The 25978-nt window shown below is 54.7% G+C and carries 32 protein-coding genes and 1 tRNA gene; 22 read left to right on the top strand and 11 right to left on the bottom strand.

Features of this window, described 5'->3' with window-relative positions; genetic code table 11:
- Positions 1-76: 76 nt before the first annotated feature.
- A complete protein-coding gene (locus tag MAIT1_RS03990) occupies positions 77-1222 on the top strand; it encodes a hybrid sensor histidine kinase/response regulator (protein WP_158089302.1) in 1146 nt (381 codons plus the stop codon).
- Positions 1223-1285: 63 nt separating this feature from the next.
- Here the strand turns inward: MAIT1_RS03990 and MAIT1_RS03985 are convergent, their stop codons facing one another.
- A complete protein-coding gene (locus MAIT1_RS03985; protein WP_085440947.1) occupies positions 1286-2170 on the bottom strand; it encodes a hypothetical protein in 885 nt (294 codons plus the stop codon).
- Positions 2171-2671: 501 nt separating this feature from the next.
- On the opposite strand from MAIT1_RS03985, the gene MAIT1_RS03980 reads away from it, so the two are divergent.
- Together MAIT1_RS03980 and MAIT1_RS03975 are read left to right on the top strand one after the other, a co-directional pair.
- Positions 2672-2926 (top strand): type II toxin-antitoxin system Phd/YefM family antitoxin, encoded by a 255-nt coding sequence (locus MAIT1_RS03980; RefSeq protein ID WP_085440945.1) that lies wholly within the window; start codon positions 2672-2674, stop codon positions 2924-2926.
- Positions 2923-3180: a Txe/YoeB family addiction module toxin gene (locus tag MAIT1_RS03975; RefSeq protein ID WP_085440943.1), complete on the top strand. Its 258-nt coding sequence runs from the start codon at positions 2923-2925 to the stop codon at positions 3178-3180. Before MAIT1_RS03980 ends, MAIT1_RS03975 begins: the two co-directional genes overlap by 4 nt.
- 56 nt (positions 3181-3236) lie before the next feature.
- On the opposite strand, the gene MAIT1_RS03970 is transcribed toward MAIT1_RS03975, so the two are convergent.
- From MAIT1_RS03970 to MAIT1_RS22635, 4 genes are all read right to left on the bottom strand, one after another.
- The gene (locus MAIT1_RS03970; RefSeq protein ID WP_198947788.1) at positions 3237-4928 is read right to left on the bottom strand and encodes a hypothetical protein; all 1692 of its coding nucleotides are present in this window, start codon (positions 4926-4928) and stop codon (positions 3237-3239) included.
- A gap of 33 nt (positions 4929-4961) precedes the next feature.
- Positions 4962-6107, bottom strand: a complete 1146-nt coding sequence (locus MAIT1_RS03965; protein WP_085440941.1) for a dsDNA nuclease domain-containing protein — start codon at positions 6105-6107, stop codon at positions 4962-4964.
- Between the two features lie 35 nt (positions 6108-6142).
- Entirely contained in the window at positions 6143-6730 is a 588-nt protein-coding gene (locus tag MAIT1_RS03960; protein ID WP_085440939.1) for a DUF2726 domain-containing protein, read from the bottom strand.
- Positions 6731-6807: 77 nt separating this feature from the next.
- Complete coding sequence (locus tag MAIT1_RS22635; protein ID WP_414673636.1) at positions 6808-7095, bottom strand: helix-turn-helix domain-containing protein; 288 nt, start codon at positions 7093-7095, stop codon at positions 6808-6810.
- A gap of 123 nt (positions 7096-7218) precedes the next feature.
- Here MAIT1_RS22635 and MAIT1_RS03950 point away from each other — a divergent pair, with 123 nt between their 5' ends.
- From MAIT1_RS03950 to MAIT1_RS03890, 14 genes are all read left to right on the top strand, one after another.
- The gene (locus MAIT1_RS03950) at positions 7219-7434 is read left to right on the top strand and encodes a helix-turn-helix domain-containing protein (protein WP_198947787.1); all 216 of its coding nucleotides are present in this window, start codon (positions 7219-7221) and stop codon (positions 7432-7434) included.
- A gap of 4 nt (positions 7435-7438) precedes the next feature.
- On the top strand, positions 7439-7609 hold the full coding sequence (locus tag MAIT1_RS21770; protein WP_158089301.1) for a hypothetical protein: 171 nt from the start codon (positions 7439-7441) through the stop codon (positions 7607-7609).
- Positions 7610-7615: 6 nt separating this feature from the next.
- On the top strand, positions 7616-7888 hold the full coding sequence (locus MAIT1_RS03945) for a hypothetical protein (protein WP_085440936.1): 273 nt from the start codon (positions 7616-7618) through the stop codon (positions 7886-7888).
- Between the two features lie 9 nt (positions 7889-7897).
- Positions 7898-8086: a hypothetical protein gene (locus tag MAIT1_RS03940; protein WP_085440933.1), complete on the top strand. Its 189-nt coding sequence runs from the start codon at positions 7898-7900 to the stop codon at positions 8084-8086.
- Positions 8083-8412 (top strand): hypothetical protein, encoded by a 330-nt coding sequence (locus tag MAIT1_RS03935; RefSeq protein ID WP_085440931.1) that lies wholly within the window; start codon positions 8083-8085, stop codon positions 8410-8412. Before MAIT1_RS03940 ends, MAIT1_RS03935 begins: the two co-directional genes overlap by 4 nt.
- A 439-nt stretch (positions 8413-8851) precedes the next feature.
- Positions 8852-9175 carry a hypothetical protein gene (locus MAIT1_RS03930; protein WP_085440930.1) on the top strand — a complete coding sequence of 108 codons (324 nt, stop codon included), beginning with the start codon at positions 8852-8854 and terminating at the stop codon, positions 9173-9175.
- Between the two features lie 42 nt (positions 9176-9217).
- Entirely contained in the window at positions 9218-9445 is a 228-nt protein-coding gene (locus MAIT1_RS03925) for a hypothetical protein (protein WP_085440928.1), read from the top strand.
- Positions 9446-9453: 8 nt separating this feature from the next.
- Entirely contained in the window at positions 9454-9690 is a 237-nt protein-coding gene (locus MAIT1_RS03920; protein WP_085440926.1) for a hypothetical protein, read from the top strand.
- A 109-nt stretch (positions 9691-9799) separates the two neighbouring features.
- The gene (locus MAIT1_RS03915; RefSeq protein ID WP_085440078.1) at positions 9800-10102 is read left to right on the top strand and encodes a transposase; all 303 of its coding nucleotides are present in this window, start codon (positions 9800-9802) and stop codon (positions 10100-10102) included.
- Positions 10103-10113: 11 nt separating this feature from the next.
- On the top strand, positions 10114-11097 hold the full coding sequence (locus MAIT1_RS03910; protein WP_085441294.1) for an IS3 family transposase: 984 nt from the start codon (positions 10114-10116) through the stop codon (positions 11095-11097).
- A gap of 72 nt (positions 11098-11169) precedes the next feature.
- Positions 11170-11562, top strand: a complete 393-nt coding sequence (locus MAIT1_RS21445; RefSeq protein WP_143814642.1) for a hypothetical protein — start codon at positions 11170-11172, stop codon at positions 11560-11562.
- 392 nt (positions 11563-11954) lie between these two features.
- A complete protein-coding gene (locus MAIT1_RS03900) occupies positions 11955-12617 on the top strand; it encodes a hypothetical protein (RefSeq protein WP_085440921.1) in 663 nt (220 codons plus the stop codon).
- 3 nt (positions 12618-12620) lie between these two features.
- Entirely contained in the window at positions 12621-12932 is a 312-nt protein-coding gene (locus MAIT1_RS03895) for a DUF2523 family protein (RefSeq protein WP_085440919.1), read from the top strand.
- The gene (locus tag MAIT1_RS03890) at positions 12932-13399 is read left to right on the top strand and encodes a zonular occludens toxin domain-containing protein (RefSeq protein WP_158089300.1); all 468 of its coding nucleotides are present in this window, start codon (positions 12932-12934) and stop codon (positions 13397-13399) included. The genes MAIT1_RS03895 and MAIT1_RS03890 overlap by 1 nt, the downstream gene beginning before the upstream one ends.
- A gap of 24 nt (positions 13400-13423) precedes the next feature.
- On the opposite strand, the gene MAIT1_RS03885 is transcribed toward MAIT1_RS03890, so the two are convergent.
- The 3 genes from MAIT1_RS03885 to MAIT1_RS03875 all read right to left on the bottom strand — a co-directional run bounded on the left by MAIT1_RS03885 (position 13424) and on the right by MAIT1_RS03875 (position 15271).
- Complete coding sequence (locus MAIT1_RS03885; protein WP_143814641.1) at positions 13424-13897, bottom strand: integrase core domain-containing protein; 474 nt, start codon at positions 13895-13897, stop codon at positions 13424-13426.
- 76 nt (positions 13898-13973) lie between these two features.
- Entirely contained in the window at positions 13974-14957 is a 984-nt protein-coding gene (locus MAIT1_RS03880) for an IS3 family transposase (protein WP_198947786.1), read from the bottom strand.
- Positions 14958-14968: 11 nt separating this feature from the next.
- The gene (locus MAIT1_RS03875) at positions 14969-15271 is read right to left on the bottom strand and encodes a transposase (RefSeq protein WP_085440272.1); all 303 of its coding nucleotides are present in this window, start codon (positions 15269-15271) and stop codon (positions 14969-14971) included.
- Positions 15272-15340: 69 nt separating this feature from the next.
- Between MAIT1_RS03875 and MAIT1_RS21440 the strand changes: the two genes are divergently transcribed.
- From MAIT1_RS21440 to MAIT1_RS03855, 3 genes are all read left to right on the top strand, one after another.
- Positions 15341-16339: a hypothetical protein gene (locus tag MAIT1_RS21440; RefSeq protein ID WP_143814640.1), complete on the top strand. Its 999-nt coding sequence runs from the start codon at positions 15341-15343 to the stop codon at positions 16337-16339.
- Positions 16340-16417: 78 nt separating this feature from the next.
- Entirely contained in the window at positions 16418-17668 is a 1251-nt protein-coding gene (locus MAIT1_RS03860; protein ID WP_085440911.1) for a hypothetical protein, read from the top strand.
- A 1-nt stretch (position 17669) separates the two neighbouring features.
- Entirely contained in the window at positions 17670-18662 is a 993-nt protein-coding gene (locus MAIT1_RS03855; RefSeq protein ID WP_085440909.1) for a phage integrase, read from the top strand.
- 64 nt (positions 18663-18726) lie between these two features.
- Here MAIT1_RS03855 and MAIT1_RS03850 read toward each other — a convergent pair.
- Positions 18727-18803 (bottom strand) — tRNA-Arg (locus tag MAIT1_RS03850).
- 100 nt (positions 18804-18903) lie between these two features.
- The gene (rsgA, locus tag MAIT1_RS03845; protein WP_085440907.1) at positions 18904-19962 is read right to left on the bottom strand and encodes a ribosome small subunit-dependent GTPase A; all 1059 of its coding nucleotides are present in this window, start codon (positions 19960-19962) and stop codon (positions 18904-18906) included.
- A gap of 357 nt (positions 19963-20319) precedes the next feature.
- Between rsgA and MAIT1_RS03840 the strand changes: the two genes are divergently transcribed.
- Both MAIT1_RS03840 and MAIT1_RS03835 read left to right on the top strand, forming a co-directional pair.
- The gene (locus MAIT1_RS03840; RefSeq protein ID WP_085440905.1) at positions 20320-22188 is read left to right on the top strand and encodes a sensor domain-containing diguanylate cyclase; all 1869 of its coding nucleotides are present in this window, start codon (positions 20320-20322) and stop codon (positions 22186-22188) included.
- Positions 22189-22361: 173 nt separating this feature from the next.
- Complete coding sequence (locus tag MAIT1_RS03835; RefSeq protein WP_158089299.1) at positions 22362-24470, top strand: adenylate/guanylate cyclase domain-containing protein; 2109 nt, start codon at positions 22362-22364, stop codon at positions 24468-24470.
- 94 nt (positions 24471-24564) lie between these two features.
- Here MAIT1_RS03835 and MAIT1_RS03830 read toward each other — a convergent pair whose 3' ends face one another.
- Entirely contained in the window at positions 24565-25542 is a 978-nt protein-coding gene (locus MAIT1_RS03830) for a hypothetical protein (protein ID WP_085440901.1), read from the bottom strand.
- Positions 25543-25978: the final 436 nt, after the last annotated feature.

The following is a 25978-nucleotide window of genomic DNA, read 5'->3' as shown; positions in this document are numbered from 1 at the left end:
ACTCTCCCCAGCGCAACAAGCGCTCATGTCATCGGCCGAGCCGCCTTCCGGCGAGCGAATCAGGTGGAGAGAGACCATGCCTGAACAACTGCTGAACAAACAACCCGCGCCCAGAATTCTCATCGTCGACGACCAGCCGACCAACATCCATGCGCTCTACCAAATTGTGCAGAGCGAAGGCGATGTGTTCATGGCCGCCAGTGGCGAGAAGGCGCTGGAGCACTGCGCGCACACCGCGCCGGATCTGATCCTGCTCGATGTGGAGATGCCCGGTCTGGACGGCTATGAAACCTGCCGCCGCCTCAAAGCCGACAAGGCGTTGGCGCATATTCCGGTCATCTTTATCACCGCCCACACCACGGAAGAGGATGAGGTGCGCGCGCTGGAGGCGGGCGCAGTGGATTTCATCACCAAACCCATCAACGCGCTAATCGTGCGTGCGCGAGTGCGCACCCACATTCAGCTCAAACAGGCCCATAACGCGCTGACCGAACAGGCTGAGGCGATGGCCGCGCGCAACCAGATTCTGGAAGAGAACGTGCGTCTGCGCGAGGATGTGGACCGCATCACCCGGCACGACTTGAAATCCCCTCTGTCGCGAATCCTCGGTTTTTGCGAACTCCTGCTTGATGAGTGTGACGGCAACGACGACACCGCAGAGATGCTGCAAGCGATCCATCGTGCGGCGCGTCAAGCCATGAACCAAGCCAACAGCACGCTGGTGCTGTTTAAAATCGAGAACGGCGACTATGCGGTGCGGTATGCGCCGGTTGATCTGATGCAGGTGATCCGTGAGGTGTGGGACGGCTGCGCCCCCATCGCCAACGCCAAGGACGTCACCTTGTCCGGCGTCTCAGCAGACGCCGCGCCTTTCCTCATTCAAGCGGAAGAGTCGCTCTGCTACACCCTGTTTGGCAATCTGTTGCAGAATGCCGCCGAAGCGGCCCCGAGCAACTCCTGCATCACCGTGACCCTGGAGCGGCATGACGCCGAGGCGATGATTCGCATCCATAACCATGGCCAGGCGCCCGAGGCCATCCGGGCGCGATTCTTTGAAAAATACGCCACCGCAGGGAAAAAGGACGGCACCGGATTGGGCGCCTACTCAGCGCGATTGATGGCCCGCGCCCACCATGGCGACATTGAGATGCAGAGCAGCGCCGAACATGGCGTCACACTGACCGTGCGCCTGCCCATTACGCCGCCGCCCGCCAGCCTGTAATCGATTGCAGCCAGATTCAGGCCGCGTTCCAGACAACAGAAGAGACGGCAAACTCCGTCCACATCATGGCGCCAATGGCTCGGAGAGATGTTTGCAAACACACGCTTGCACATCTCCGCCCCGCTTATTGCACTCCTGCGTGATCTGACTGATATAGAGATCGAGACCTTTGCGGTAATTCCGTTCACCAATTTTCGTCAATGTCGTCTGCAAGATCGCCTGTTTGAGATCCTGTGGAACGGTTGGAATGTAATAGATCTCCGACAGGGGCGGAACAAACTCCGCCGCGCATTGGCACTCGGCGATTTTCACCAGCAGAATTTCGCGTTCTGGCATGGGACAGGAAGGGGGGATGGCTTGCTCCGCCTCAGTGGAACCGCTCGATTGCGGGGTTTGCGATTGAGGCGATGTCACGACATGGGGAAATTGTGGCGCCGATGCTCTGCTTGTCAGAACCTCTTTCATCCGCATCAAGCTTTTCACGCCATCTGCATGAACCCACCATCCCATAAGCGTGGTGGCGCCAGCCACAATCGCGATGCTCACCCAGCGATTGTGCAGAAACGCGCGCAAATGTCTCCGCCATACCACTAAAAAGTAGAGCGAGATGACGAGGTGAAACAGAATCGAACGAAAAACATCGCCAATTGAGTTCTGAAAATGGCCCTCTAACCCCGGCCACTCAATAAAAATCAGCCTGTACAGAGCTGGCGGCGCAAATCCCAAGGCGATCCCCAATTCAATGGAGAACCCTTCTGCTCGCCGGAAAAAGATAAGCAGGCCAACCAGCGCAAGAGCCACAGCCTGAAAGCGGAGATCCGCGCCCATCTGTTCGAATGGGTGTGTGTAAAAAACTGCAAACACCGTCAGCAAATGAAACAGAGCCCACAGGCGTAATGTAATGGCGTATTTCACATTGATCTGGCGCCCCTTGGATACAAATCCCATATGAGAACACTCCCAAATACCGTTTCAGCCAATGGGGCGACAGCGCGTTCTGTCACAGCAATGATTTTGATTAACCTTCTAACAATATAGGTTAATCAGCATCCTAGCACCAGGAGAGCAGAGCCCATCTGGTAAGGGCCCTCTCGGCGAAAACATCATCAGCGCTCACACGCTCTGTTGATTCACACAGCACCATCTCCGGCACAAAAAAACGGCCCGAGTCTTTCGACTCGGGCCGTTTAGGCTTCAAAATGGCGCGCCCGGAAGGATTCGAACCTCCGACCACCTGGTTCGTAGCCACCTGCAAGCGTCCAACAGAGTCCGTAACAGTCTGATAATGAACCGCCTGGTCTTTTCGCTATCTGACTCTATCGGACTGTTTCAGACACTGGCGTTGACACTTGGTTGACAGAACCAACGGCTAAACGTACAATTACCTGTACAGTTTATTCTTGACCTGATTGGGTCATTCGTCCACATTCGGGCTACTGGAGTCCTTCCATGCAAGTGATCAACTACACCGATGCTCGGCAGAATCTGAAGTCTGTGATGGACCGGGCTGTTGAGGATCGCGAAGCGATTTTCATTTCACGGCAAAAGGGCGGCAATGTGGTGCTGATGTCCGAAGAGGAGTATCGCAGTTGGCAGGAGACTGTTTACCTTCTGCGCACGCCTGCCAATGCTGAACGGCTCATGTCCTCCATTGAGCAGCACAAAGCGGGCAAGGCCAAGAAGCGGGATTTGATTGATCCATGAACATCTGTTTCACGCCGGACGGCTGGGCCGATTACGAATACTGGATCAAGGAGAATGACCGCAAGATGGTGAAGCGGCTCAACGAATTGATCCGCGATATCCAGCGTGACCCGTTCTCAGGCATCGGCAAACCTGAGCGCCTGAAAGAGAATCTAACTGGCTATTGGTCACGTCGCATTAACAGCGAACATCGCTTGGTTTATGCTATCGATGACGGGGATATCGTCATCATCCAATGTCGGTTCCACTACTGAGCGCTTACAATATTAGCTAGGATAATTTACAATATATATTAACGCAAACTGAGCAACTACCCTTTGCTAAGACTATCAAACATCTGCTTCTCTAATGGTCCTACCTCGGCAAGAGCATCTTCATAAAACTGTTCCTCTAGCAAATTATAGGGCCGATCAAGAATAATTTCGTTATCAAACCCTTGATCTGGCTTCAATTCCGAACCAAGAATCAATTGAGCATTAGAAGGAAGCTTATCAGTAACGAAGCTTATAACTTTCGGCAAATTAATATCATCCTGCCCTTGCTGATTAGGTGAGTCAATCACCAAAGGAACATTGAATGAACCATACTCCCCATAACATAGTGCCCAAATAGCTGCATAGTAGGCCAAAACAGCCCGGGGCCCTGCACTGCCGGAAATCTTAGGTCGACTATTAAGTTGCGATGGCTTCTTGTCTATTGAGACGCTTAATTCAAACAATGCAGCTGAGTATGCATCACGAAAATGTTTCAAGATATCCGAAGAACGTTTTCGATTATCAAAACTCTTCAACTCGGCTTTTAGCATTCTAATCATTTCTACTCGATTTGCTATTTCACTATCGAGAGCATTAAACTCTTCTGCAAATACCGAATATGCCTGCTCAGCACCTATACTCTCAATCACTTGATGAAACTGTAGCTCACCTCTCCTGACATTAAGAAGCCGTGAAATTTTTTGGTAATGCGCCTCAAGACTACAAATTTCAGATAATGTCCTATTAATCTTAACCTGGATTTCACTTGCATCACTTTCCATTTTCTCAGTAAATCTATATAGAGATCGTGCATCGTCCACAAAGGAAAGCAATTCTATGAAAGCTTCTTTATGCTCAGCATGGCAGACGGGGCAAACCAAAACGCCTCTATCCCCTTTGCGTAGAAACATTGCGTCATGCTCATAGGCACCCAACACCTGCTTGGCTAAACTTACCTGCTTATTAATACTAGATAATAGATCACGTTCTGAAACGGCTTTCTCCCGCAATCTCTCTTGCTCTTTATTTAGTTCTGTTACTTCTCTCGTCAGTTGTTCAATTTCAAATTTGAAGTTTTCTGGGTCCAGTTTAGGGCCAGACTGTGGCAGCTTCACTGAGAGCCGGTCACGGGCCTTCTCCAGTAAACTCCGTTCTTTCTGCTGATCTGCAAGCAGAAGTTGTTCAGCATCATGTTGAACCTTAGCCTTGTAGTACTCTGGGGGCTTTACCCCTGAAAAATAGTCAAGGATTGACTTATAAGGGTCCTTGAACTGATGTATTGCTGGGAATGTGCTCCAAGACGACTGCCAGCTTCCATCCTGGTTAATATAGAATGGCAGAAAAAAACAGTTCGGGTCAGCCTGTACACTATGTGAATTTTTGCCCGAGAGGATTAGATTAAAACCTGTGATTCCTGAAAAAATTTCGCACCACTCTGGGAAGTCAGACGTGGCAGCATGCAATTCTCCATTATCATAAAATAGAGCCCTCATCCCAGATTTATGTAACACACTTAATCTTTGACCATCTATTTGAAATGTAACTAATGAAACTGTATATTCATCCCACTTATCTAACTTACCTTGAGGTCTTGCCCCTAATGTTAGAAATAGTGTCTTCACCAAGCTCGACTTGCCCGTATGATTCCGCCCCCATATCAGGTTCTTTTTGGGGTGAAGCTCCACAAACCGAGCTGTTTTGTCCCGGTGAGAGAGCATCCAAACACTTTCGAATAGGAAGTTTCTCATAAGATCTCGTCCGAAGGTTCCTGACTAGCTTTCTTAACTTAGGTCCACGCATTTTTCTAATGCCCTAACGAGAAAATGTGCTGCAAATTCCGGGAAGCGAATCTCAGGGTGAGCAGAGGCTATTTCCTTCCTTGCCTTACTAAAAAAGTCCACAAGACTATACTCCAACTCATTTCTATCAAGCCAATTATTGACATCCAATAATAATGAGTCGACTAATGGGTCATCATGATCTAGAAGTTTCAAGCGTGCAATTTTCGCGGCTGCAACGGTTATAGCAGGCTTTTCCATAAAAGTAATTGCTCCTTTATTCAGGAGCTCGACAAGCCAGCCGTCTAGCAACACCTCTACATCTGGGAGACTTTCTAAGTCTCGCAATGCTAATACAAACTCTTTATAAGAATAGCCTCTTTCTTTACATATTTCCTCAATTGTTGAACAAGCGTCAGTCTTAGCGCTCAAAGGTGCGACCTTCATCAACAATGCATTAACTAGTGATTCGGCCTGACCCGCATGTTTAGGGCTACGTTTATTAAGAAATTTAGCAACCACTCCGATCAAATGATCTATCGGCGTAGTTGTCGAAATATCAAACTTCTCAATGTGGATAAGTGAGGGGTCGACGGGTAGAGTACATGCCCCATGAAGGGTTTTCAACTCTGTTGTCAGTTGAGCTAAGTAAGTTGCTTCTAATTGTGAGAGGTCGCTTGATACTGACGTAGCAGCATTTCGCCCACCTGTTAACTTAAGATCACAACCCCTATTTGAAACAAAAGCCCCAGAGCTCTTTAGGTTACTAAACTCTACAATTGAAGAATAGAGCTTCCCAATTGGACTATCATTTATCTCAGCTGGCTTGTTCTTTGTTACACGTCTTTTTTTTCCTGGTTCAGGTAAGTTCGTAAGTCTTGCCCACGTCCACTCTTTACGATCATCTTTTTTTACCTGATAAAGACAGATTTGAGTTGGCGACTCAACCGAATCAAGCACAGCAACATCCTGAATCACCTCAAACAAGAACAGGAAATCTTTAGCCCCTGAATCGACAAGTGTAAACATGCGATATACTGCCCACACCCGTTGGAACTCAATCCCTTTCTGATTGTGTCCACCACCGGTCTCGGCAATCGCCTTGTTTGTAGCTACTTGTAATATTTCACTTGCTTGTTTATTTTCCATTTTCAATTTATTGATTTTTCAGGCTATTCGTCTAATTAAACTTCTTGGATCACTACATGAATTTCTTTAGCGTTAGGCATATTGCCTACATTCCAGCGGATGATGCGGATTCCCGCCTCTTTGAAAAGCTCGTCACGCTTGCGGTCGTCTTCGGTTTTGTGGCTGCGGTCGTCAAGCTCAATGGCCGTCACGATGTTGAACGCCTTGTCGCATACCAGATAGTCCACGGTCTTTTGGGATATCTGTCCGAACCGGGCCATGTATGCTTTACGATCCTGGCAAGTCACCTTCATGAACCGGCTGAAACTCACTTGGGGCAGGATCACATGATCCGGGAGCGCCTCTACCAATCGCCAATAGAGAATCTCTTCAGGCTTCGACAAAGGCTTCTTGGCTGAGAGTGTCGCGACTGGGGCTTCATCAAACGTGGGCTCCTCGGGTGTGAACGACTCAGTGGCTCTCTGCGGCCCAGGATTGCGCTTGGCGTTGCGGGCTCCCTCATTCGATTTTGCCGAAATGCTTTTTGATAAGTAAATTATCGCCAGAACCAAAACCATTACGACAAGAATCCAAATCAATGCCTTGGATGCGAAGAAAATCCCTAAAATTGCCTCGATCGACATAATCAGCGTCAACAATATATTAAAGTGGTTGTTTTAGAGGCACGATGATTCGTTAGGCCTCCACTTGGCCAAAATCCTCAGTGCGAGTCTGTACCCGTTCGGGGTTCTGGGGAGTTTTGACGCTCTAGCTCAATCTCGGGGCTGATGTGCCCATGCTCCGGGTCAACCTTCCCTGTCATTAGCCAATAGGCAAATTGGGGCCACTCGCGCCCGATTCCTTCCATCAACTCTTCAGTTGGTCTTCTTCTGCCAACCTCAATATCGCGAACGGCGTCACGATTCACCCCAATCCGCTCCGCGAATTCGGCACGCCCAAGCCCCAACGCTTCACGCATCGGGCGAATTTTTTCACCAATTGAGCCCATAAAAGTGTGGACACATAATCCATAGGTGGATATATTATCCATATGGACAAGTTACCCACACTGGTTAGCCTGTCCATAGTCTATCACTGTCCAACAGAGTCCAGCAACGACGGAGTGAGGCGCATGGAGCCGATGGAACTGCAAGAGGCGGAAATCAGCGTTCCGATGTGCCACTTCACACCGGTGATGACGCAAGAGCGATTCTGTGAACTGAGCGGGGTATCCCGTGGTGTGGTGGAAGGTTGGATCAAGCGGGGCTACCTGCCAGCCGTGACGATTGGACGGCGCGTAATGGTCAACATGGTGCGCCTAACCCGTAACTGCCTGGATGAGGGCTGAGACGATGCAAACCGATCTGGAAAAACGCATTGACGACATCAAGCTCCTGCTGGACGTCTACGCCAAAATCGAATCGGTTAAAGGCAACAGTGCTGGTATGGAGCAGGGTCAACAGGCGCTGCTCGGCTCCATCAAAGAGCGCGTGAATGAGCTTGGCGCGGCGAACAAGGGGTAACCCACCATGTTGATGCAAACGCCGAACGTCACTAGCGACGCCAAACGTCAAGCCCGCGCCGCCAGATGGCGCGCCGCGAAGGAACAGAGCGGCAAGCGCCAGAAGGCGGTGCATCTGGATGAGCGCGCCTGCGCCGTGATGGCTGAGTACGCACGTGAAGGCCTGAGTCAGGCGCAGGTGGTGGAAATGGCGCTGCACCTGTTGGGCGACATCTGCGACAACCCGAACCCGGTGGCGTGGTCACAGTCGGCCCGGGATATCCGGGACCAGTTGGTTTAGGGGGCAAGCATGGGGATCACATGCGCAGAGGCGCTTTCGCTTTTCGAGCAGGCGGCGGCGCTGCTGGAAAAGGTCCGTGATCTGGGCGTGAGTCCGCCCGAAATGGGGCAAGCGTTGGCGGGCTCCATTCAGTTGATGGAGCAGGCATGCAACAACCCGCTGCTAGTCATGGCGGCAACAATGGGAGTTGGTCAATGAATGAGTTCCACGCTTTGCAGAGTGTGCGCATTTCAACTCAGATTCTCGCTGATGAACTCAAGCGGCACATGGAGCGGACTGTGGACCCCGCTAACAGCGTGATTAGCGATGACGCCGCATCATACCTGCAACAGGCTCTGACTCGGCTGGAAACCGCTGTGAGCTTGATTCGCGCGGAAGAGATTTACGCAGAAAGCCAATGTTCGCCCGATGCCGCCTCCGCTAAGCCGAAAGCGTTGGATCGCACTGTAGCCCGTTTAGCGCTTGCGAACATTGCCAGCGACTTTGACGGCATGGCGCTTCAGCCGCCGTTGCCTCAGTCATGAGCGACGAAACGCCAGGAGTGATGAACAAGATTTGGCTAGCGCATAGCTCGTGCTGCGAGTCGGTGACTCTGAGCGTTTCGGAAATGGAAGAGGTCATGGACATCTATGACAGGGCGGCGCGGCTGTTCGAGGAGATAAGCGCGGCTCAAAAAGCCTATCGCGAAGCTGTACCTCTGTGGCGTGTGAGCTGAGAACGTAGCCGGGTCAAGGCGCTTCACAGGGACCCAAAATCACGCCTCATCGATTTTGGGTGGAAGCGGCTTGAGGCGGCGGAAAGCCACGCAACCACCCTTCAGGCAGGGGAATGAAACGAGCATTTTCGTTTCATTCCTCGCCGCCCGGCTAGGGGAAGTTGCATTTGTTTTGTCATTGAGAGAAGGCCCAAGGGAATCCCTCTCCTTGGATACGCCTGATTGAAGTAGGGAGTAGAGGAACGAACATGATTCAAATTCTGCGACTGAACATTCTTAACGCCAGCTGCTACGACTTCAAAGACGATGACTCGGGCCGTCAAGTGAAGGGGGCCAAAGTCACAGCCGGGGCTAAGCCTGAAAATCCCATCGAGAACCGCAAGGGTTTGGAAGTGATGGGCATGAGCTGCGAACAAAACGTGTACGACGCCATCAGCGAAATCGAGCTTCCGCACTGGTATGAATGCCGCGCTGAACTGCGCCAATCCAAGGGCGTCGCCAAGCTCCATATCATCGGTGTGAAACCGATCTACGAAAACGAACCGCCCAAGCCTGCTGCGGCCAAGGCGTAAGAATCGGCGTCGTGGGGACGCTGATAAAGAGGCGGAAGCGGCATGGCGCACTATCTGTTCTATTGCTCCGATATCCCGAACAATCCAGCGACGAAGGCCAAAGACTGCGCTTTGGGGGAATGGGTTCAGATTGAGTCAACGCCGCTTTCGTCTCTTCTTGAGGTTGGGTTGATGCCGCCAGAAGTGATTAGCGAGATGTATTTCACATTCTTCGCTATTGGCTTGGCAATTGGCCTCGTCGCTAAACTTATCATCAGGTACGTAAAGTGAGGTGTGATGTGAAAAAGATTTTCGACCGCAAAGGGAAAGTTGCCGGAATCGGCTTGGGGATGCTTTCGGCGTTTATGGCGGCGCCTGCCATGGCGGCTGAATCCGCTTGGGTTACGGCGTTCAAGAGTGGCGAACTGGTGCAACTGAGTGAGGACATCACCGCGGCGGGCGTGGCGATGTTGGGTTTGATCGCTGCCGTGGCGACGATTCGCTTCGTGATCATCGCCATCCGTGGTGTGAAGTAACGATCGATGATCTACGCGCTGGGTTTCTTCCTGTTCTTCATTGTTTCGGTTCAGTTGGAAAATGACAAACAAGCCGTTTATAATGTGTAGATAATAAGCGGAGGTTTGTATGGAACGGAAGAAGCGGAGATTTACGGCTGAGCAGAAGGTAGGCTATGTGCGCCGTCACCTGGTCGAGAAGGTGGTTCTCTCGGATCTGTGTGACGAGGCGGGCATTCAGCCCAGCCAGTACTATCGCTGGCAAAAGGCTTTGTTTGAGAACGGCGAAGCGGCCTTGTCTGACAAACGCGGCCAAAAGGCTTGTGACCGACAGATTGCCGAACTAGAAGCGAAGTTGGCAACCAAAAATGAAGTTATGTCCGAGCTTCTTGAGGCGCATGTTGCGCTAAAAAAAAGTCTTGGGGTGAGCTGAACGGCTGCTGGGTGGAGCCGGACATACGGGATTCGGTGGTGGATTTCGTGGCGTTTTGGTCAGACAAGAGCGAAATCGACACGAGCCGAATTATCAACTGGATAGGCGTGCAAAGGGGCAAGTTCTATTCATGGCGCAAGCGCTATGGAATGGTTAACGACCACAATGGCCGTATTCCCCGAGATTTTTGGCTGGACGATTGGGAAAGGGAAGCGATTGTCGCCTTTTTCCATGAACATCCGTCAGAGGGCTATCGGCGCCTGACCTACATGATGCTGGATGCAGGCGTGGTGGCGGTCAGCCCCTCTTCAGTGCTGCGTGTGCTCAGAACTGCCGGGCTGATGCGTCGTTGGAGCCCACCGCCCTCGCAGAAGGGCACAGGGTTCAAACAGCCTTCGGAGCCGCATAAACACTGGCATGTGGACATCTCCTATCTGAATATCCAGGGGACGTTCTACTATCTGTGCAGTGTCCTGGATGGATGTAGCAGGTTTATCCTCCACTGGGAGATTCGTGAGTCGATGAAGGAAGATGAGGTTGAAGTGGTCCTGCTCCGAGCTCAGGAGGCCTATCCGGAAGCTAAGCCGCGGCTGATCTCAGACAATGGGCCGCAGTTCGTTGCCAACGATTTTAAGGCGTTCATCCGGGAATCCGGCATGACGCATGTGAGGACTTCGCCTTACTATCCGCAGAGCAACGGAAAGCTGGAGCGTTTTCACGGTAGTTTGAAGCGTGAGTGCATTCGGCCTCAGACGCCATTATCGCTGGAAGATGCCCAGCGGGTTGTGGGAAAGTACGTCGAGCATTACAACACCCGGCGGCTCCATAGCGCCATCGACTACGTCACCCCACAGGATCGCCTGGAAGGGCGGCATGTGCAGATCCTGGCCGAACGAGATCAAAAGCTTGAGGCGGCCAGAGAACGGCGTCGGACGACGCACCAAAAGCAGTCTTTTCAGCCATCCCAAAAAATGGCTGAAAAGGCGAACAGCTAACTGATATTTTGGTTTAGACGGTTGTCATGTTTCCGCTGAACCAGCACATCATGGGATTCGGGATCGGTGTCAATGTCGGTTAAAAGCAAAGCCCTCGCAATTGTTCTCGCATTTGCGGGGGCTTTGTCATTTATGTCTGATTGTTTCGCTTTGGAGGCATATCAAAAATATGAACCCAAGGCACGGTATTATGAAACTGGAAATAGGCAAGGTTATACGATTGAACAGGCGATTCTTTCATACATGCTTGCAAGCGGTTTAACAACAACCCCTACTGTCTGTGATTATCCTACATCTAATGTTGGAGCATGGTTCCTAGGCAACAGCATCACTTATCATCGGATGTATACAGGTCAGATGATGATTAAATTTGGTCCAATGGGCCAAGAAGAGTGTTCGAAGGCTCTCCTATATATGCTGTTGTTTATTGCAATGTCGGTTCTACAGCTTCAGGAAGCTCTTTGAATTCAGCTATGTGTTATTGCCCCACAGGCAAGCAGTATGATCCTGTCGCGGATTCGTGTGTTTCTCGCTATTGCCCAGCGGGCCAATTGGCTGATGAAAACGGGCAATGCTATGACCCGAAATCAACCGAACCTGAGAATCCCACTGAGCAAGATGCAGATGCGTACGACTGCGCTACGCCTGGATATATCAAGAATTATGGTTGTATTGGTCCAGCTGGTGGCGAAAAGACATGCTCATATAGCTGCATACCTGAAGATCAGAATATAGAGTCGGTCTGTGCAACAGGTAGTTATTACTCTTCGAATACCGGACAATGCGTGACTTGTGAATCAGCCGGATCATGGTGGGATGCCTCCACGGGCGAATGTGCGTCATGTGGTGAGTCCGGCATGGTCTATGACTACCTGTATGCGTCGTGCGTGAAGAATGCCGGCGTCACTCAGGAGCCTACAACGGACCCGGATACGGGCGCGCTGACATGTCCAGCGGGCTTTGTGCTGAATACCAATGGATCTGCCTGCATAGAGGGCGGTGACGCAGAGATGGCGACGTGTCCCAGCGGAACCACGAAAGTGATAGATGGCGCGAAATACAGTTGCGTAGCCAATGGGACAGAAGACAAGGGGTGCGATTACAGCACGCAATTCTGGGATGGGACGCAATGCCAGACCGTGACGAAGGCGGAATTCGACGCCAGTAAGTTGGGGAGTGCGTCGGGCACGTCAGGCGGAAGCACAGATGGATCTACGTCCGGGACCAGTGTTGATCCCAACGCGGCGCGTGACGGCATCATTAGCGGCCTGGGTTCTCGAACCTCCACTGCGAAGACCAATTACGACACGGTCGTGACTGACTTCAAACACAACGCAACAGCGTTGCTCCTGCCGACGACCAACACCAGCAATACAACCCTGCCATGCTTCACGATTCCGGTTCCGGGTGATCAGAGCGTAAGCATCTGCTTTGAGCCCTACAGGCAATGGTTTGAACTCCTCGGCACGCTGGTATTGCTTGGCGCATTCATCCAAGCCGCCTTCATCGTGATCAGGTGACCCATGGGCGCAATCTGGGACCACATAGCGCAGATATTCGACACGCTGATTGAATATCTGAAACTTGCCTACTATGAAGTTCTCGGCTTCATCCTCTCTGGCGCGATGTCATTGCTGGAAGCGGCGATGGGTCCCGATATTACGGGCGATCCGAATGTCACTATCTCGGACAAGATAGAATCTCTCTGGGCCGCCATCCCAACGGAATGGCTGGGCATGATCAACGTTCTAAATATCCCGGACGCGATGGCCATTATCATGACGGCTTGGATAACGCGGTTCGTGATTCGCTTGATCATGCCGGGCATCGGCTAATGGCGATCAAATATCACCATGGGGCGCCGGGATCGTTCAAGACCAGTGGCGCCATTGCGGATGATCTGCCCAAAGCGGTCAAAGCCGGGCGTTTGGTGATCACAAACATACGGGGAATCTCTCCGCTTCGTGTGCGTGATGTCTTCCGCAAAGTGCATAAGATTGAAGCGCCTGAATCCTTCCATATTGAAGTCTTCAACGATGAGAACCCGGAAGACTACGAGAAGCTCCGGCGCTTCTATCACTGGGCTCCGAAGGGGGCGATGTTCTTTTTTGATGAGGTTTACAACCTCTGGGATCCAGACCAGAAGGAATTTTCAGAACTGGATTATCCAGGCGGACGGGAAGCGGCAGAGAGAGACGGCAGAGAGCCAACGTTGCGTTCCGCCTTCGCTAAACATCGTCATTATAACTGGGATTTCATCATAGCGGCGCAGAACATGTGTGCTGGTTCAGCGGAAACATGACAACCGTCTAAACCAAAATATCAGTTAGCTGTTCGCCTTTTCAGCCATTTTTTGGGATGGCTGAAAAGACTGCTTTTGGTGCGTCGTCCGACGCCGTTCTCTGGCCGCCTCAAGCTTTTCATCTCGTTCGGCCAGGATCTGCACATGCCGCCCTTCCAGGCGATCCTGTGGGGTGACGTAGTCGATGGCGCTATGGAGCCGCCGGGTGTTGTAATGCTCGACGTACTTTCCCACAACCCGTTGGGCATCTTCCAGCGATAATGGCGTCTGAGGCCGAATGCACTCACGCTTCAAACTACCGTGAAAACGCTCCAGTTTTCCGTTGCTCTGCGGATAGTAAGGCGAAGTCCTCACATGCGTCATGCCGGATTCCCGGATGAACGCCTTAAAATCGTTGGCAACGAACTGCGGCCCATTGTCTGAGATCAGCCGCGGCTTAGCTTCCGGATAGGCCTCCTGAGCTCGGAGCAGGACCACTTCAACCTCATCTTCCTTCATCGACTCACGAATCTCCCAGTGGAGGATATGTGCTGGTTCAGCGGAAACATGACAACCGCCTAAGCCAAAATATCAGTTAGCCGTTCGCCTTTTCAGCCATTTTTTGGGATGGCTGAAAAGACTGCTTTTGGTACGTCGTCCGACGCCGTTCTCTGGCCGCCTCAAGCTTTTGATCTCGTTCGGCCAGGATCTGCACATGCCGCCCTTCCAGGCGATCCTGTGGGGTGACGTAGTCGATGGCGCTATGGAGCCGCCGGGTGTTGTAATGCTCGACGTACTTTCCCACAACCCGTTGGGCATCTTCCAGCGATAATGGCGTCTGAGGCCGAATGCACTCACGCTTCAAACTACCGTGAAAACGCTCCAGTTTTCCGTTGCTCTGCGGATAGTAAGGCGAAGTCCTCACATGCGTCATGCCGGATTCCCGGATGAACGCCTTAAAATCGTTGGCAACGAACTGCGGCCCATTGTCTGAGATCAGCCGCGGCTTAGCTTCCGGATAGGCCTCCTGAGCTCGGAGCAGGACCACTTCAACCTCATCTTCCTTCATCGACTCACGAATCTCCCAGTGGAGGATAAACCTGCTACATCCATCCAGGACACTGCACAGATAGTAGAACGTCCCCTGGATATTCAGATAGGAGATGTCCACATGCCAGTGTTTATGCGGCTCCGAAGGCTGTTTGAACCCTGTGCCCTTCTGCGAGGGCGGTGGGCTCCAACGACGCATCAGCCCGGCAGTTCTGAGCACACGCAGCACTGAAGAGGGGCTGACCGCCACCACGTCTGCATCCTGCATCATGTAGGTCAGACGCCGATAGCCCTCTGACGGATGTTCATGGAAAAAGGCGACAATCGCTTCCCTCTCCCAATCGTCCAGCCAAAAATCTCGGGGAATACGGCCATTGTGGTCGTTAACCATTCCATAGCGCTTGCGCCATGAATAGAACTTGCCCCTTTGCACGCCTATCCAGTTGATAATCCGGCTCGTGTCGATTTCGCTCTTGTCTGACCAAGACGCCACGAAATCCACCACCGAATCCCGTATGTCCGGCTCCACCCAGCAGCCGTTCAGCTCACCCCAAGACTTTTTTTTAGCGCAACATGCGCCTCAAGAAGCTCGGACATAACCTCATTTTTGGTTGCCAACTTCGCTTCTAGTTCGGCAATCTGTCGATCACGAGCCTTTTGGCCGCGTTTGTCAGCCAAAGCCGCTTCGCCATTCTCAAACAAAGCCTTTTGCCAGCGATAGTACTGGCTGGGCTGAATGCCCGCCTCGTCACACAGATCCGAGAGAACCACCTTCTCGACCAGGTGACGGCGCACATAGCCTACCTTCTGCTCAGCCGTAAATCTCCGCTTCTTCCGTTCCATACAAACCTCCGCTTATTATCTACACATTATAAACGGCTTGTTTGTCATTTTCCAACTGAACCGAAACACATGAAGCAGTTGCATCCGGTTATCCGGGATGTGACGGAAACCTGCTATCAGCATATCAACCTCTCCCGCTTGGGCAATCACTGGCCGTTTAAGAATAAGTACATAGAGGGTTTGCATAGTCCGAAGGTCGCCAGCCCCCGCCAATCCGACTTTGATGTGAAGTTCACCAAGCGTGTTCCGAATTGGGCATTCGATCTCTATGAATCGACTTTGACAGGGGAGCATACGGCAAATGTCGCTGGATCGAACGCTTTCAAACAAACTTCAATCCTCGTTCTTCTTGCTGTGTTTGCGTTTTCAGTCGCTTATCCAGCTTATATTTACAATAAGCGGCAAGGCGAAACAGACGTGGGCGTATCGACTGCTGATGATGGCCATGCGCGGGATCTCCTGGTTGATGCGCAAGGCGCTGCGGTTGGTGTTCGTGGTGGCGCTGGGCGTCTTCATCAAAATGGCGCTGTCGGTGATCCTCTTTCGCGGGATGTTCGCGCTGATGCAGTAGTGCGCCCGCTCGCCAGCCAGTACACGCAGACCCCACCATTTTTTGTCGATGCCGTAGAGATATTCTGGCGTCCCGAATGGCGCGCCTCCTCCTGGCGAGAATATCGAGTCGATGAATCCGGCGCGATGACGAACGTTGATCCTGCTGGCGCTGTGATTCTCATTGATAAGCATGGCGGCCGCCTGCAACTACGCGCGCAATTCCTGGATCGGTACAAGGTGACGCAAATCGTCTATGCGCCATGCGTGCGTGAACTGCTGGGCAAAGATGGCTGGCGCAAGGTCATCTCCTGTGAACCGGAATTTCCAGAACCCAAAAAACAGGAAGAGCCAACCGAGTCCACGCAGGACCCGAAGCAAGGCGTAATCAAGCGTGATCCACTGCAACTGCTGATGGGAGTTGGCAGACAAGCGAATCAGGCGATGAGAAGCGAAGGCGGCGCGGCATCCCCCAGCGCGGAACGCGCGGGGGCGATGCGCGCAGCCGAAGCGCGCTAGACGTTCCTGTAACACGTCAGACAAACACAAACAAACCCACGTCACAGACGGACATTGGCGGACAGTGAGGGACACACCATGGCTTACACGAAGTGGAACCGATGTGATCTGACGCAGCGGATTTACCGCGACATCCCCTTTGACCCCAAGGGGGCATGGTTCGAGAACGGCAACGGCATCCGCGATCTGTCCGGCGTGCGCATTCTGGCCGAATCGGTGGACACGGTGCGGCAGATGTACCGGGGCAAAATCCGTGAAAGCCGCTTGGCGGAAATTCAGGCCGTGATTGACTCGGGCGATTGCTATTACCGCCATGGCGGTTGGGAGTGGCATGTTGCCAAGATGGGCAAGAAATCCGGCTATTTGTACAAGCTCCAGAACAATCAGTGGGGCTATATCATCTTGTTGAAGTCGTTCTACAAAAAGCCGGATGAAGTGGGGACGCATCTCAAGATTGAGGTTGCGCCAACCCGCATAGCGCAAACCTTCGTTGGCGAACTCCAAGGGTTCCTGGATAGCTTCGCCTACACCTTCCTGCTGAATCATGAGCCGTGTGAATGCGCGATCCACCTTGCGGTGGATATCCAAGGTTGGGATTTGCCGGAAGACTTTGAAAAGCGGCTCAAACGTCAGGGCTCATTGCAGCGCACATTCAACGGCATACAGGAACTGGAATATCAGGGCCTGGACAACGTTTGCGCCACTTATGGCAAGCGCGAAACGGTGATGTTCGGCAAAGCCAGCGGCCTGCAATTCACCGTTTATCGCAAGGATCTGGAAATGGTGAAATCCGACAAGGTGGATTTCTACCGCCAACTGTGGGGCGAAATGTATGAAGCCGACAAACCCGTCTGGCGCATAGAGGCGCGCTTCCATCACAGCGTGATGCGCGAGATTGGCAACGGAACCGATGGCGCGCGGGTTAGGACCTACTATCAAGCCACGGATATTCTAACGGATTTATGGCGTTATGCGCTGGAACGCAACCGCCTGATGGATTCCGTGCGCTTCATAGACCCCATGTGGCAACTGCTGATGGAAGATGTGGAATTTATCAAGTCTGCACAGGGGTTGAATATCAAGCGCGTAAAAAAGCAGGACGCCGCGGCCATAGAAAAGAACATCGGGCTCATGCTGGGCAATGCGATCACCGTTGCCGTGCGTCGCGGCGTGACATTCGAGCAACTCATCATCTCGCTTAGGAATTTTGCGCTCTGGGAAGACATTGAAGGCTGGTATCTGAGTAAGGATATGACATTCAACGATTTTGTCATATGGCTACGCAAGAAGGTGCATGAACGGCGCATGACATCGAAGGTGGCCGCGTAAGGTGGCCATTACGAAAGATGGGGAGAGTTGGAAGCTGGATATCCAACCCGGTGGCCGGGGCCGTAAACGCATCCGCAAATGGTTCAAGACCAAACGCGAAGCGATGGCCTGTGAAATCGAATTGCGCAACAAGGCGCAGAACGATCCTCAATGGAAGCCCTCCAAACGGGATAGCCGCACTTTGTGGGATCTGGTCAAACTGTGGCAACAACTGCATGGGGTGAACCTGCGTGGCAACCAGCTGGAAATGCTGCAACAGATGGTGATTGCGCTGGGCAACCCGCGCGCCCAATCCCTCACGCCGGATCTCGTCGCCCAGTACCGGCAACAGCGCCTGGACGCGGGCAATGCGCCCAAGACGGTGAACCTTGAGGTGGGCTATCTGAAGGCGGTGTTTTCCGAATTGATCCGCCTGCAACGCTGGCCCCTGCCCAACCCATTGGAGAACCTGCGGCCCCTGAAGATCCCCCCGCGTGAACTGACGTTTCTCTCTATAGAAGAGATAACCCGGCTCCTGGCCGTGACCGACGCCAGCAAAAGCGACTCCCTGCCGGTGGTGGCGCGGATCTGCTTGGCCACTGGGGCCAGATGGGGAGAAGCGCAACACCTGCGCGCCGAACAGGTGCGGGATGATCGCTTGGATCTGGTCGCCACCAAAACCGGCACAGTGCGCACGGTGCCGATTAGCTGCCACCTGGTCGCCATGATCCGCGCCGCTGGCCGCTCACGCGGGCCGCTGTTTCGGGATTGCCGCTCGGCATTTGAACGGGCGCTGCACAAGGCGCAAATCACCCTGCCACGGGGTCAACGCAGCCATGTGCTACGGCATAGCTTCGCCAGCCATTTCATGATGAACGGGGGCAATATTCTGGTGCTGCAACGGATACTGGGACACACGGATTTGCGCACCACCATGCGCTATGCCCACATGGCCCCGGACCACCTGCAAGAGGCGTTAAAATTGAATCCGTTAGCGGCGTTGACACACGGTTGACAAAACGGCGGGACACCAACGAAAAACGGCCTAGGTCAGGAGACCTAAGCCGTTGATTTCGTAGTGGCGCGCCCGGAAGGATTCGAACCTCCGACCACCTGGTTCGTAGCCAGGTACTCTATCCAGCTGAGCTACGGGCGCGTACTCACTCAAGAGCCGCATAATCTACAGACGGGCGCCGGATGCGTCAAGCAGAAAATCACGCAATATGAAATTTCTGCGACAAGCGCCTGAAATCCGACTATTCGGGCTCCTCCAGGGAGTCAATTATGCGGTGCAGACTCTCAAGCCGGTAAGGGTCCAGATGGCCCTCCTCCACCGCGCGACGCACCGCGCAATCAGGCTCCTCCAGGTGGCGGCAATCATTAAAACGGCACCCCCGGCTCCAGGGGACGATATCCGGGAAGTGGTCAATGATCTCCTCTGGGCGCGCATCGTGAAAACCAAACGCGCGCACCCCAGGCGAGTCGATAATGGAGCCCATGTCATACTGGGAGTCGGTGAGCGGATAGAGACGCGCCACGGTGGTGGTGTGCCGCCCTTTGCCCGTGGTGGGGTTGGTCTCGGCCACGCGAATGGGTTCATCGTGGATCCACTGCGCCGCCAGCGACGACTTGCCCACCCCGGAAGGCCCCACAAAGGCGGAGCAGCGATGGCGCAGATGGTTGCGCAGCAACTCCACCCCCAGCCCCTCCAGAGCCGACAGCAGGATAATGGGAATCTTCATCGCCTTGTAGGGCGCCAGCAGCTCCAGCAGATCCTGCAAGCTCTGTTCATCGTCGAGCAGATCGATCTTATTGACGCAGATGATCGGCTCGATCTCCGCCATGGAGCACGCCACCAGATAGCGGTCCAACAAAAACGGATTGAACAGCGGCGCGGCGCTGGTGATCAGCAGTTGATCCAGATTGGCCGCCATGGTCAGCAGCTTGCCGTGGGAGCCGGGACGACGCAGCACCGTACGCCGCGCCTCTACCGCTTCAATCACCCCCTGCGCCGCGCCAGAAGCGCGCCAGACCACCCAATCACCGCACACCGGCTCACTATCCAGGGTCTCGCGCACCGCGCAGCGCAAAATCGCATGATGGTCGCGCTCCCCTTCTGGCAACACCGCCACATTCAGCCCATAATGGGCGATGACGCGACCGCGCTGCGGATCCCCCAAACCGCCGGAGGCAAGCGTTTCACACAGCGCCTGCGCCCGCGCCGATTTGGCGGCGGCGCGACGTTGACGAATCGCCTCCACGCGCGCGCTCTGACGCTGACTGAGGGCTGACCGACCGGATCGTTTGCGGGGCATGGCTCCCCTTCGCTAAAATGACAAATTGGCGGCATTGGTTACGCCGAGACGCACAAGACTCGGGAAACCAGGGAAAGCGGAAAAGCGCTTGTCTCCCGCCGACCCGCAACCGATGAAAGTTTATACCTCATTTCCGAGGCGCCGTGCGCGCTTTTTCGCGTAGCGCGCCAAGACCGGACCACCCCCACGCATCCAGGCGGCTCCTGAGGTTTATTGGATATTGCTGCGTAAAACAGGTGATTTGCAGAGCAATTTTTGGCAAGATGTCGTGTTTATGACAGCATTAATTTCCGCTCGATGCAAATGTGAGCGTCAGAGTGCACGCAGCATCAATTTAGGAAAGGCGATTGTCGTCCCATGAAGCTGACCACCAAAACCACCCTGTTCACCTTTGCCCTTTCCGGCGCGATGCTCTCGGTGCTGGTGATCATCAGCGTTTTGGCCTTCCGACAATTCTCCATATCCACCGCGCAAGAACATGTGCGCACCGCCGCCCAGGTGATCCTGGTGGGCCTGACCGAAGCCATGATCAACGGCGTCATCGACCAGCGCCAGCAGACCCTGGAGCGTCTGGCCCAGGTGCCTGGCCTGATGGAGGCGCGCGTCATTCGCGGCCAGCGGGTGGTGCGCCAGTTTGGCGAAGGTCTGGACTCCGAACGCTCTATGGATGAAGTCGAATTGAAGGTGCTGGAGACCGGCAAACCCTACTTCAAACTCAATGAAGGGATGGACCCCACCTTTCGCGGCACCATTCCCTTCACCGCCAACAGCGCCGGCACCCCCAACTGTCTGCAGTGCCATGAGGTGGAGAACGGCACCGTCCTCGGCGCCATCACTTTGACCCTCTCCATGAGTCATCTGCGCCGCCAGGCGATGATGACCATCTTCTTCATGACCGGCATTCTGGGCATCTTCACCCTCATCATCACCTGGGTGTTCCGCACCCAGATCGCCGCCGTAGTGGCCACAGCCGCCGGCGTGCAGCAGGTGGTCAGCCGCGCCAAAGATGGCGACTTCTCAGAGCGCATCGACTACCAGCGCGATGACGAAATCGGCCAGATCGCACGCGATTTGAACCAACTGATGAACTACCTGCAGGAGAACCTGGGCAACATCAGCAAGGACGTGGCGCGCTTGATCCAGTATGAATTGGAGGGCAACACCAACCTGCTCACCACCACCACCGAAATGGTGGGCGCTTTGGTGGAGGTGGCGCACTTTAAACAGGCGGTGGAGGAGGATCAGACCAAACAGGAGGTGTATGCGCGTCTGGGCCGCATGCTCTCCGGTCGCTTTGGCATCCGCCGCTACACCATCTATGAAGTCACCGCCAATCAGAACCACATGAAGCCCATGGTGGTGGATGGCGAGGTGGAAGCCGCCTGTCGCTGGTGTAATCCGCAGATTCTGTTCCAGTCCGACGCCTGCCGCGCGCAACGCACCGGCCACATAATCGATTCGGTGGAGACGCCGCAGTTGTGCAACATGTTCCAAGAGGGCGAAAACGAGCAGTGTGAACACATCTGTATTCCGGTGATTCACTCCGGCTCGGTGGGCATGGTGGTGCAGTTGGTGGTGCAGCGCGAACACGGCAGCCTGTTCCAACTGCTGCTGCCCTTCATCAAAGTGTTCCTGCGCGAATCGGCGCCGGTGGTGCAGGCCAAACGCCTGCTGGCCACCCTGCGCGAATCGGCTCTGCGCGACGCCATGACCGGGCTGCACAACCGCCGCTTCCTGGAGGAGTATCTGCAGACCCTGGTGGCCTCCACCAAGCGCAAGCAGAACCATCTGGCGGTGATGATGATGGACCTGGACCACTTCAAGTCGGTCAATGACACCTATGGCCACGACGCGGGCGACACCGTGCTCAAAGCGTTGGCCAAAGTGCTGGTGAGTCAGGTGCGCTCTTCGGATATGGTAATCCGCTATGGCGGCGAGGAGTTCCTGGTGCTGCTGCAGGAGCAGGAGAACCACAACGGCGCCGCGGTGGCGGAAAAGATCCGCGCCGCTGTTGCGGAACTGAAGATCCCCGTTGCCGGCGGGATTCTGGAGAAGACCATCTCCATTGGCCTGGCCACCTTCCCCGAAGATGGCGACGACTTCTGGGACGTCACCAAGAAGGCCGACTTGGCGCTCTATAAAGCCAAAGAGAGCGGGCGCAACCGGGTGATCATCTATGAGCCGGGTCTGGAAGAGGAGATGGCTCCCGACGAGGATAAAAAATAGACCGCGCTACACATGATTTTGCACAGATGCAGACACCGCCGCTTTGGCCCTCTGAGAGCCAAAGCGGCGTCACTCTGTTGAGCGGGGCAACTAAACTTGTGCAATCAAACGCCCCCCCCTCCTCACTTAGATATAGGCGACGTATGAATAACCGGGGCTCAATTGATCTGCGCGTGGGCATCTCCATCACTTTTGGCGCGGTGATGGTTCTCCTGATGCTGGGTCTGGTTGGGTTTCTGTTTCAGAACAATGCCGCCATCGTCGTCAACACCGCGACAGAGAGCATGCAGCGCGCCACTGCGCAGATTGAACGCGACGCCCAGGCGTTGATTCAACCGGTCTCGCGAGTGGTGGACGCCACCGCACATCTGGCGCTGGTGGATCCCGCCGGGATGCAGAGCATCAACGGTTTGCAGCGACTGTATCGCCAACTCAATGCGCTACCGCAGATCTTCAGCCTCTATTTGGGCGAAGAGAACGGCGATTTTTATCAAATCCTCTCCCTGCCCCGCACCCCCATCAAACTGGGTCCCACCGGTCAACGCACCCCCAACGGGGCGCGCTATGTCACCCGTTTGTTGGAGACCCAGGAGGGCATTCGCGCCGATCGCTTTCACTTTTTTGATGAGTCTGGCAAGGAGTTGCGCTTTGACGAAGGCGCGCCCCGCTACGATCCGCGCGTGCGTCCCTGGTACGACGTCGCTTGGAACACCGATGGCGTGGCGCTCTCCAAAGCCTACGTCTTCTCCAGCTCCAAATTGGTGGGCCTGACCCTCTCGCGACGCATTCCGACCATTGAGGGCGATCGCTTTGGCGTTGTCGGCGCCGACATTACCCTCTCCACCCTCTCCACCTTTCTGAGCAAAGCACAAATTGGACGCTCAGGCCGCGTGTTCCTCATCGATGAGAATGGCGCGCTGGTGGGCCATCGCGACCCCAGCCTGGCGGTGGACGCCAGCGGTGAGAGGATGCGTCTGCGCAACGCCGCCGAGGTGAATGATCCCCTGGTCTCTGGCGCGGTCAAAGCGTGGCGTAGCCATGGCAAAAGCCGTTTTGAAGCGGACCTGACCGGCTCTGGCGACACCTTTCTAGTCTCGTTCTCCCGCTTGTCCCAAGGCGATCTGAACTGGACTGTGGGGGTGGTGGTCAAGCGCGACGAACTGGTGGGGCCGCTGGCCGACGCCAGTTTGAAGATCCTGTTGGCTGGAGCAGCAGCGGTGGCGGTGGCGATCCTCTGCTTCATGGCGTTATCCATGCTGTTGACCAAACCACTGGGCGCGGTGGTGAACGAAACCGAGCGCATCCGCCGCTTTGACCTCTCCGGCGAGCTCATGGGCGCTTCACATATTCGCGAAGTGTCGCAGCTGGTCGACGCGGTGGAGACCATGAAGCGCTCCTTGCGCAGCTTCAGCGTCTATGTGCCCAAGGAGATCGTGCGCGCCATCGTGGAGGAGGATAACGAGACCAACATCAGCTCACGCAGACAGCCCCTGACGCTGATGTTCTCCGACATTCGCGGTTTTACCAATATCAGCGAAAAGCTCGATCCCGAGGAGTTGGTGGGCTCGTTGTCGGAGTACATGGAGACCATGTCGGCGCAGATTCATCGCCACCACGGCGCCATCGACAAATTCATCGGCGACGCCATTATGGCTTTGTGGAATGCGCCCAAGGCCGACTACGACCATGTGGCCAACGCCTGTATGGCGACGCTCTCCTGTCGCGCCGCCGGTCATGCCCTGGCGGAGCTGTTCGAGTCTCAGGGCCGCGCGCCGTTCTACACCCGTTTTGGCGTACACACCGGCGAGGCGGTGGTGGGTAATGTGGGCTCCAAAGACCGCATGCAGTACTCGGCGTTTGGGGATGTGGTGAATATGGCGGCGCGCCTGGAGTCCATGAACAAGCAGTATGGCACTGAACTACTGGTGTCGCAGCAGGTAGCCGAGAAGGTGAATGGTCGTTTCCTGTTGCGCCGGGTGGATTGTGTTATACCGGTGGGCAGCACCACGCCCATGAGCATTTACGAGCTGCTGGGCGAGCTGGACCAAGGTTCGCCGTTGGCGGCGTCTTCATATGAAAACGCCCGCTGCGGACTGTGGCATGAGGCGATGAACCTGTATGACGCGCGCCAGTGGGAGAACGCCGAGGCGGTGTTCCAGCGCTATGTGACAGAATACCCTGATGATATCGCTGGCAAGAAGCTGCTCAATCGCTGCCGACAGTTCGTCACCCTGCCCCCCTCCCTGGACTGGGATGGCGCCTTCAAACTGGAGAGCAAGTAACCGTCTTATGGAAAAACGTATACGCGGCTTCCACAAAAGAGCCCCGACGCCACATTGCGCCGGGGCTCTTTTTTCACCAACAATCAACTCCCCATTACCGGCCCGAGCCCAGTTTGGCGGCCATCTGGCCGGTGGCCTTGCCCAGGGTTTCGATGGCGACCTTTTTGAACTTGGCCGGATCCGCCTTCAGTTCATACACCTTGGTCACCTGCGTCTTGAGACCACCGGTCATCCAGGTGGCGGCCATTTTGGCCACATCCAACGCGCGGTCACCGGCGGTGGTTACGTCGGTCAGCGTGCCGGTCTCTTCAGTGGAGTAGATCGGCTGACCTAAGCGGACGGAGGCGACGGTGTTGGGGCAGAAGCCCACGCACTTGGAGGCTTGATAGCCGCTGGCGGTGACCACTGAGCCGGGGATCACGGTCATGGCTTGTCCCACCTGCACGCCGGAGACCATGGTGAGCACCTTCTCCAGCTTCTGGCCCAGATAGGTCACGTAGAGGGTGACATCCATCACCGTGGCCTGGGACTGTTTGAGCATGTCCATATTAAACAGCCCCTTATCGAACATGCCCACGTCCAGATGCTTGACGCCGGTGGGGACGAAGTAGAGGGCGTCGGGGCCGAACAGGGCCTTATCCATTTCGGGATTGGCTTTCGCCTTGGCGGCGGCGTAGCGCGGCAGAGCGGCCATCTCCGCTTCGCTCATCACGGAGAAGCCTTGCGCGGTCAATTGCTGTTTGAAGGCGGCGTAGGCGGCGTCGGTGATGGCTTGGAAGTCGGCGTTTTCCACCCCGGAGAGTTTGGAGCGCACAATGGCGGCGTCGCCGGAACCGCTTTTAAAGCCGCCCGGGCTCTTATCCAGATAGAAGCCGACCTTGAAGTTGGGGATCACCACGCGGGTTTCACCCTTCATCGCCTCCAGGCCGGAGGTTTGCAAATCCGCCTGTTCGCCCAATCCTAAAAAGCCGCCGCTGTGGCGGTCCACCTCCACATTCTTGGTGGTGCTCACGCCGCAGCCTGACAGGCCCAGCAGCAGCGCCAGGGAGGCGCAGGGAATCAGTCTGTTCATTATAGTGACTCCATATTTTAAAGGGGGAACAACGAAATGGTTGCGCCTGTTATTTTCGTCATATCCGCTAGACGGTGCAATGGTGGGAGCCCGCGCGGAGTAAAATTAGCCGCCGACTGGTCGGCGGCGGGGTCTGGGGGCCGCTGCCCCCAGCGGGTGTGGGCAGAGCCCACGGTGTGGCCTTTGCCTTTGCCGTTTCCCCATTGATCCAGGGCGGCGCCAGTAGGGAGCATATTGAGAAGCTCGATACGCCGAGCCCGCACGGAGGCCGTCGGGGAAACGGCAGGTGAGCAGGCCCGAAGGGCCGTCGTCCGCAGGACGGCGAACTGCCGTAAATCTCCACCCTTGGGAAAGTCAAAAAGTGTTTGCGGGAGAGTTTAATTAAGTGACTGCCCATAAAATTTGAAATTTCTGAAACATGTGAAACACGACATAT

Source organism: Magnetofaba australis IT-1 (assembly GCF_002109495.1).
Taxonomy (GTDB): Bacteria; Pseudomonadota; Magnetococcia; order Magnetococcales; family Magnetococcaceae; genus Magnetofaba; species Magnetofaba australis.
Note: the sequence above shows the minus strand (reverse complement) of the source record. Positions and strands in the feature narration are given on the sequence as shown.

Coding starts and splice junctions, on each gene's coding strand:
- MAIT1_RS03990 (WP_158089302.1), top strand. CDS start 77: ATGCCTGAACAACTGCTGAACAAACAACCCGCGCCCAGAATTCTCATC.
- MAIT1_RS03985 (WP_085440947.1), bottom strand. CDS start 2,170: ATGGGATTTGTATCCAAGGGGCGCCAGATCAATGTGAAATACGCCATT.
- MAIT1_RS03980 (WP_085440945.1), top strand. CDS start 2,672: ATGCAAGTGATCAACTACACCGATGCTCGGCAGAATCTGAAGTCTGTG.
- MAIT1_RS03975 (WP_085440943.1), top strand. CDS start 2,923: ATGAACATCTGTTTCACGCCGGACGGCTGGGCCGATTACGAATACTGG.
- MAIT1_RS03970 (WP_198947788.1), bottom strand. CDS start 4,928: ATGAGAAACTTCCTATTCGAAAGTGTTTGGATGCTCTCTCACCGGGAC.
- MAIT1_RS03965 (WP_085440941.1), bottom strand. CDS start 6,107: ATGGAAAATAAACAAGCAAGTGAAATATTACAAGTAGCTACAAACAAG.
- MAIT1_RS03960 (WP_085440939.1), bottom strand. CDS start 6,730: ATGTCGATCGAGGCAATTTTAGGGATTTTCTTCGCATCCAAGGCATTG.
- MAIT1_RS22635 (WP_414673636.1), bottom strand. CDS start 7,095: ATGGGCTCAATTGGTGAAAAAATTCGCCCGATGCGTGAAGCGTTGGGG.
- MAIT1_RS03950 (WP_198947787.1), top strand. CDS start 7,219: ATGGAGCCGATGGAACTGCAAGAGGCGGAAATCAGCGTTCCGATGTGC.
- MAIT1_RS21770 (WP_158089301.1), top strand. CDS start 7,439: ATGCAAACCGATCTGGAAAAACGCATTGACGACATCAAGCTCCTGCTG.
- MAIT1_RS03945 (WP_085440936.1), top strand. CDS start 7,616: ATGTTGATGCAAACGCCGAACGTCACTAGCGACGCCAAACGTCAAGCC.
- MAIT1_RS03940 (WP_085440933.1), top strand. CDS start 7,898: ATGGGGATCACATGCGCAGAGGCGCTTTCGCTTTTCGAGCAGGCGGCG.
- MAIT1_RS03935 (WP_085440931.1), top strand. CDS start 8,083: ATGAATGAGTTCCACGCTTTGCAGAGTGTGCGCATTTCAACTCAGATT.
- MAIT1_RS03930 (WP_085440930.1), top strand. CDS start 8,852: ATGATTCAAATTCTGCGACTGAACATTCTTAACGCCAGCTGCTACGAC.
- MAIT1_RS03925 (WP_085440928.1), top strand. CDS start 9,218: ATGGCGCACTATCTGTTCTATTGCTCCGATATCCCGAACAATCCAGCG.
- MAIT1_RS03915 (WP_085440078.1), top strand. CDS start 9,800: ATGGAACGGAAGAAGCGGAGATTTACGGCTGAGCAGAAGGTAGGCTAT.
- MAIT1_RS21445 (WP_143814642.1), top strand. CDS start 11,170: ATGTCGGTTAAAAGCAAAGCCCTCGCAATTGTTCTCGCATTTGCGGGG.
- MAIT1_RS03900 (WP_085440921.1), top strand. CDS start 11,955: ATGGTCTATGACTACCTGTATGCGTCGTGCGTGAAGAATGCCGGCGTC.
- MAIT1_RS03895 (WP_085440919.1), top strand. CDS start 12,621: ATGGGCGCAATCTGGGACCACATAGCGCAGATATTCGACACGCTGATT.
- MAIT1_RS03890 (WP_158089300.1), top strand. CDS start 12,932: ATGGCGATCAAATATCACCATGGGGCGCCGGGATCGTTCAAGACCAGT.
- MAIT1_RS03885 (WP_143814641.1), bottom strand. CDS start 13,897: ATGAAGGAAGATGAGGTTGAAGTGGTCCTGCTCCGAGCTCAGGAGGCC.
- MAIT1_RS03875 (WP_085440272.1), bottom strand. CDS start 15,271: ATGGAACGGAAGAAGCGGAGATTTACGGCTGAGCAGAAGGTAGGCTAT.
- MAIT1_RS21440 (WP_143814640.1), top strand. CDS start 15,341: ATGAAGCAGTTGCATCCGGTTATCCGGGATGTGACGGAAACCTGCTAT.
- MAIT1_RS03860 (WP_085440911.1), top strand. CDS start 16,418: ATGGCTTACACGAAGTGGAACCGATGTGATCTGACGCAGCGGATTTAC.
- rsgA (WP_085440907.1), bottom strand. CDS start 19,962: ATGCCCCGCAAACGATCCGGTCGGTCAGCCCTCAGTCAGCGTCAGAGC.
- MAIT1_RS03840 (WP_085440905.1), top strand. CDS start 20,320: ATGAAGCTGACCACCAAAACCACCCTGTTCACCTTTGCCCTTTCCGGC.
- MAIT1_RS03830 (WP_085440901.1), bottom strand. CDS start 25,542: ATGAACAGACTGATTCCCTGCGCCTCCCTGGCGCTGCTGCTGGGCCTG.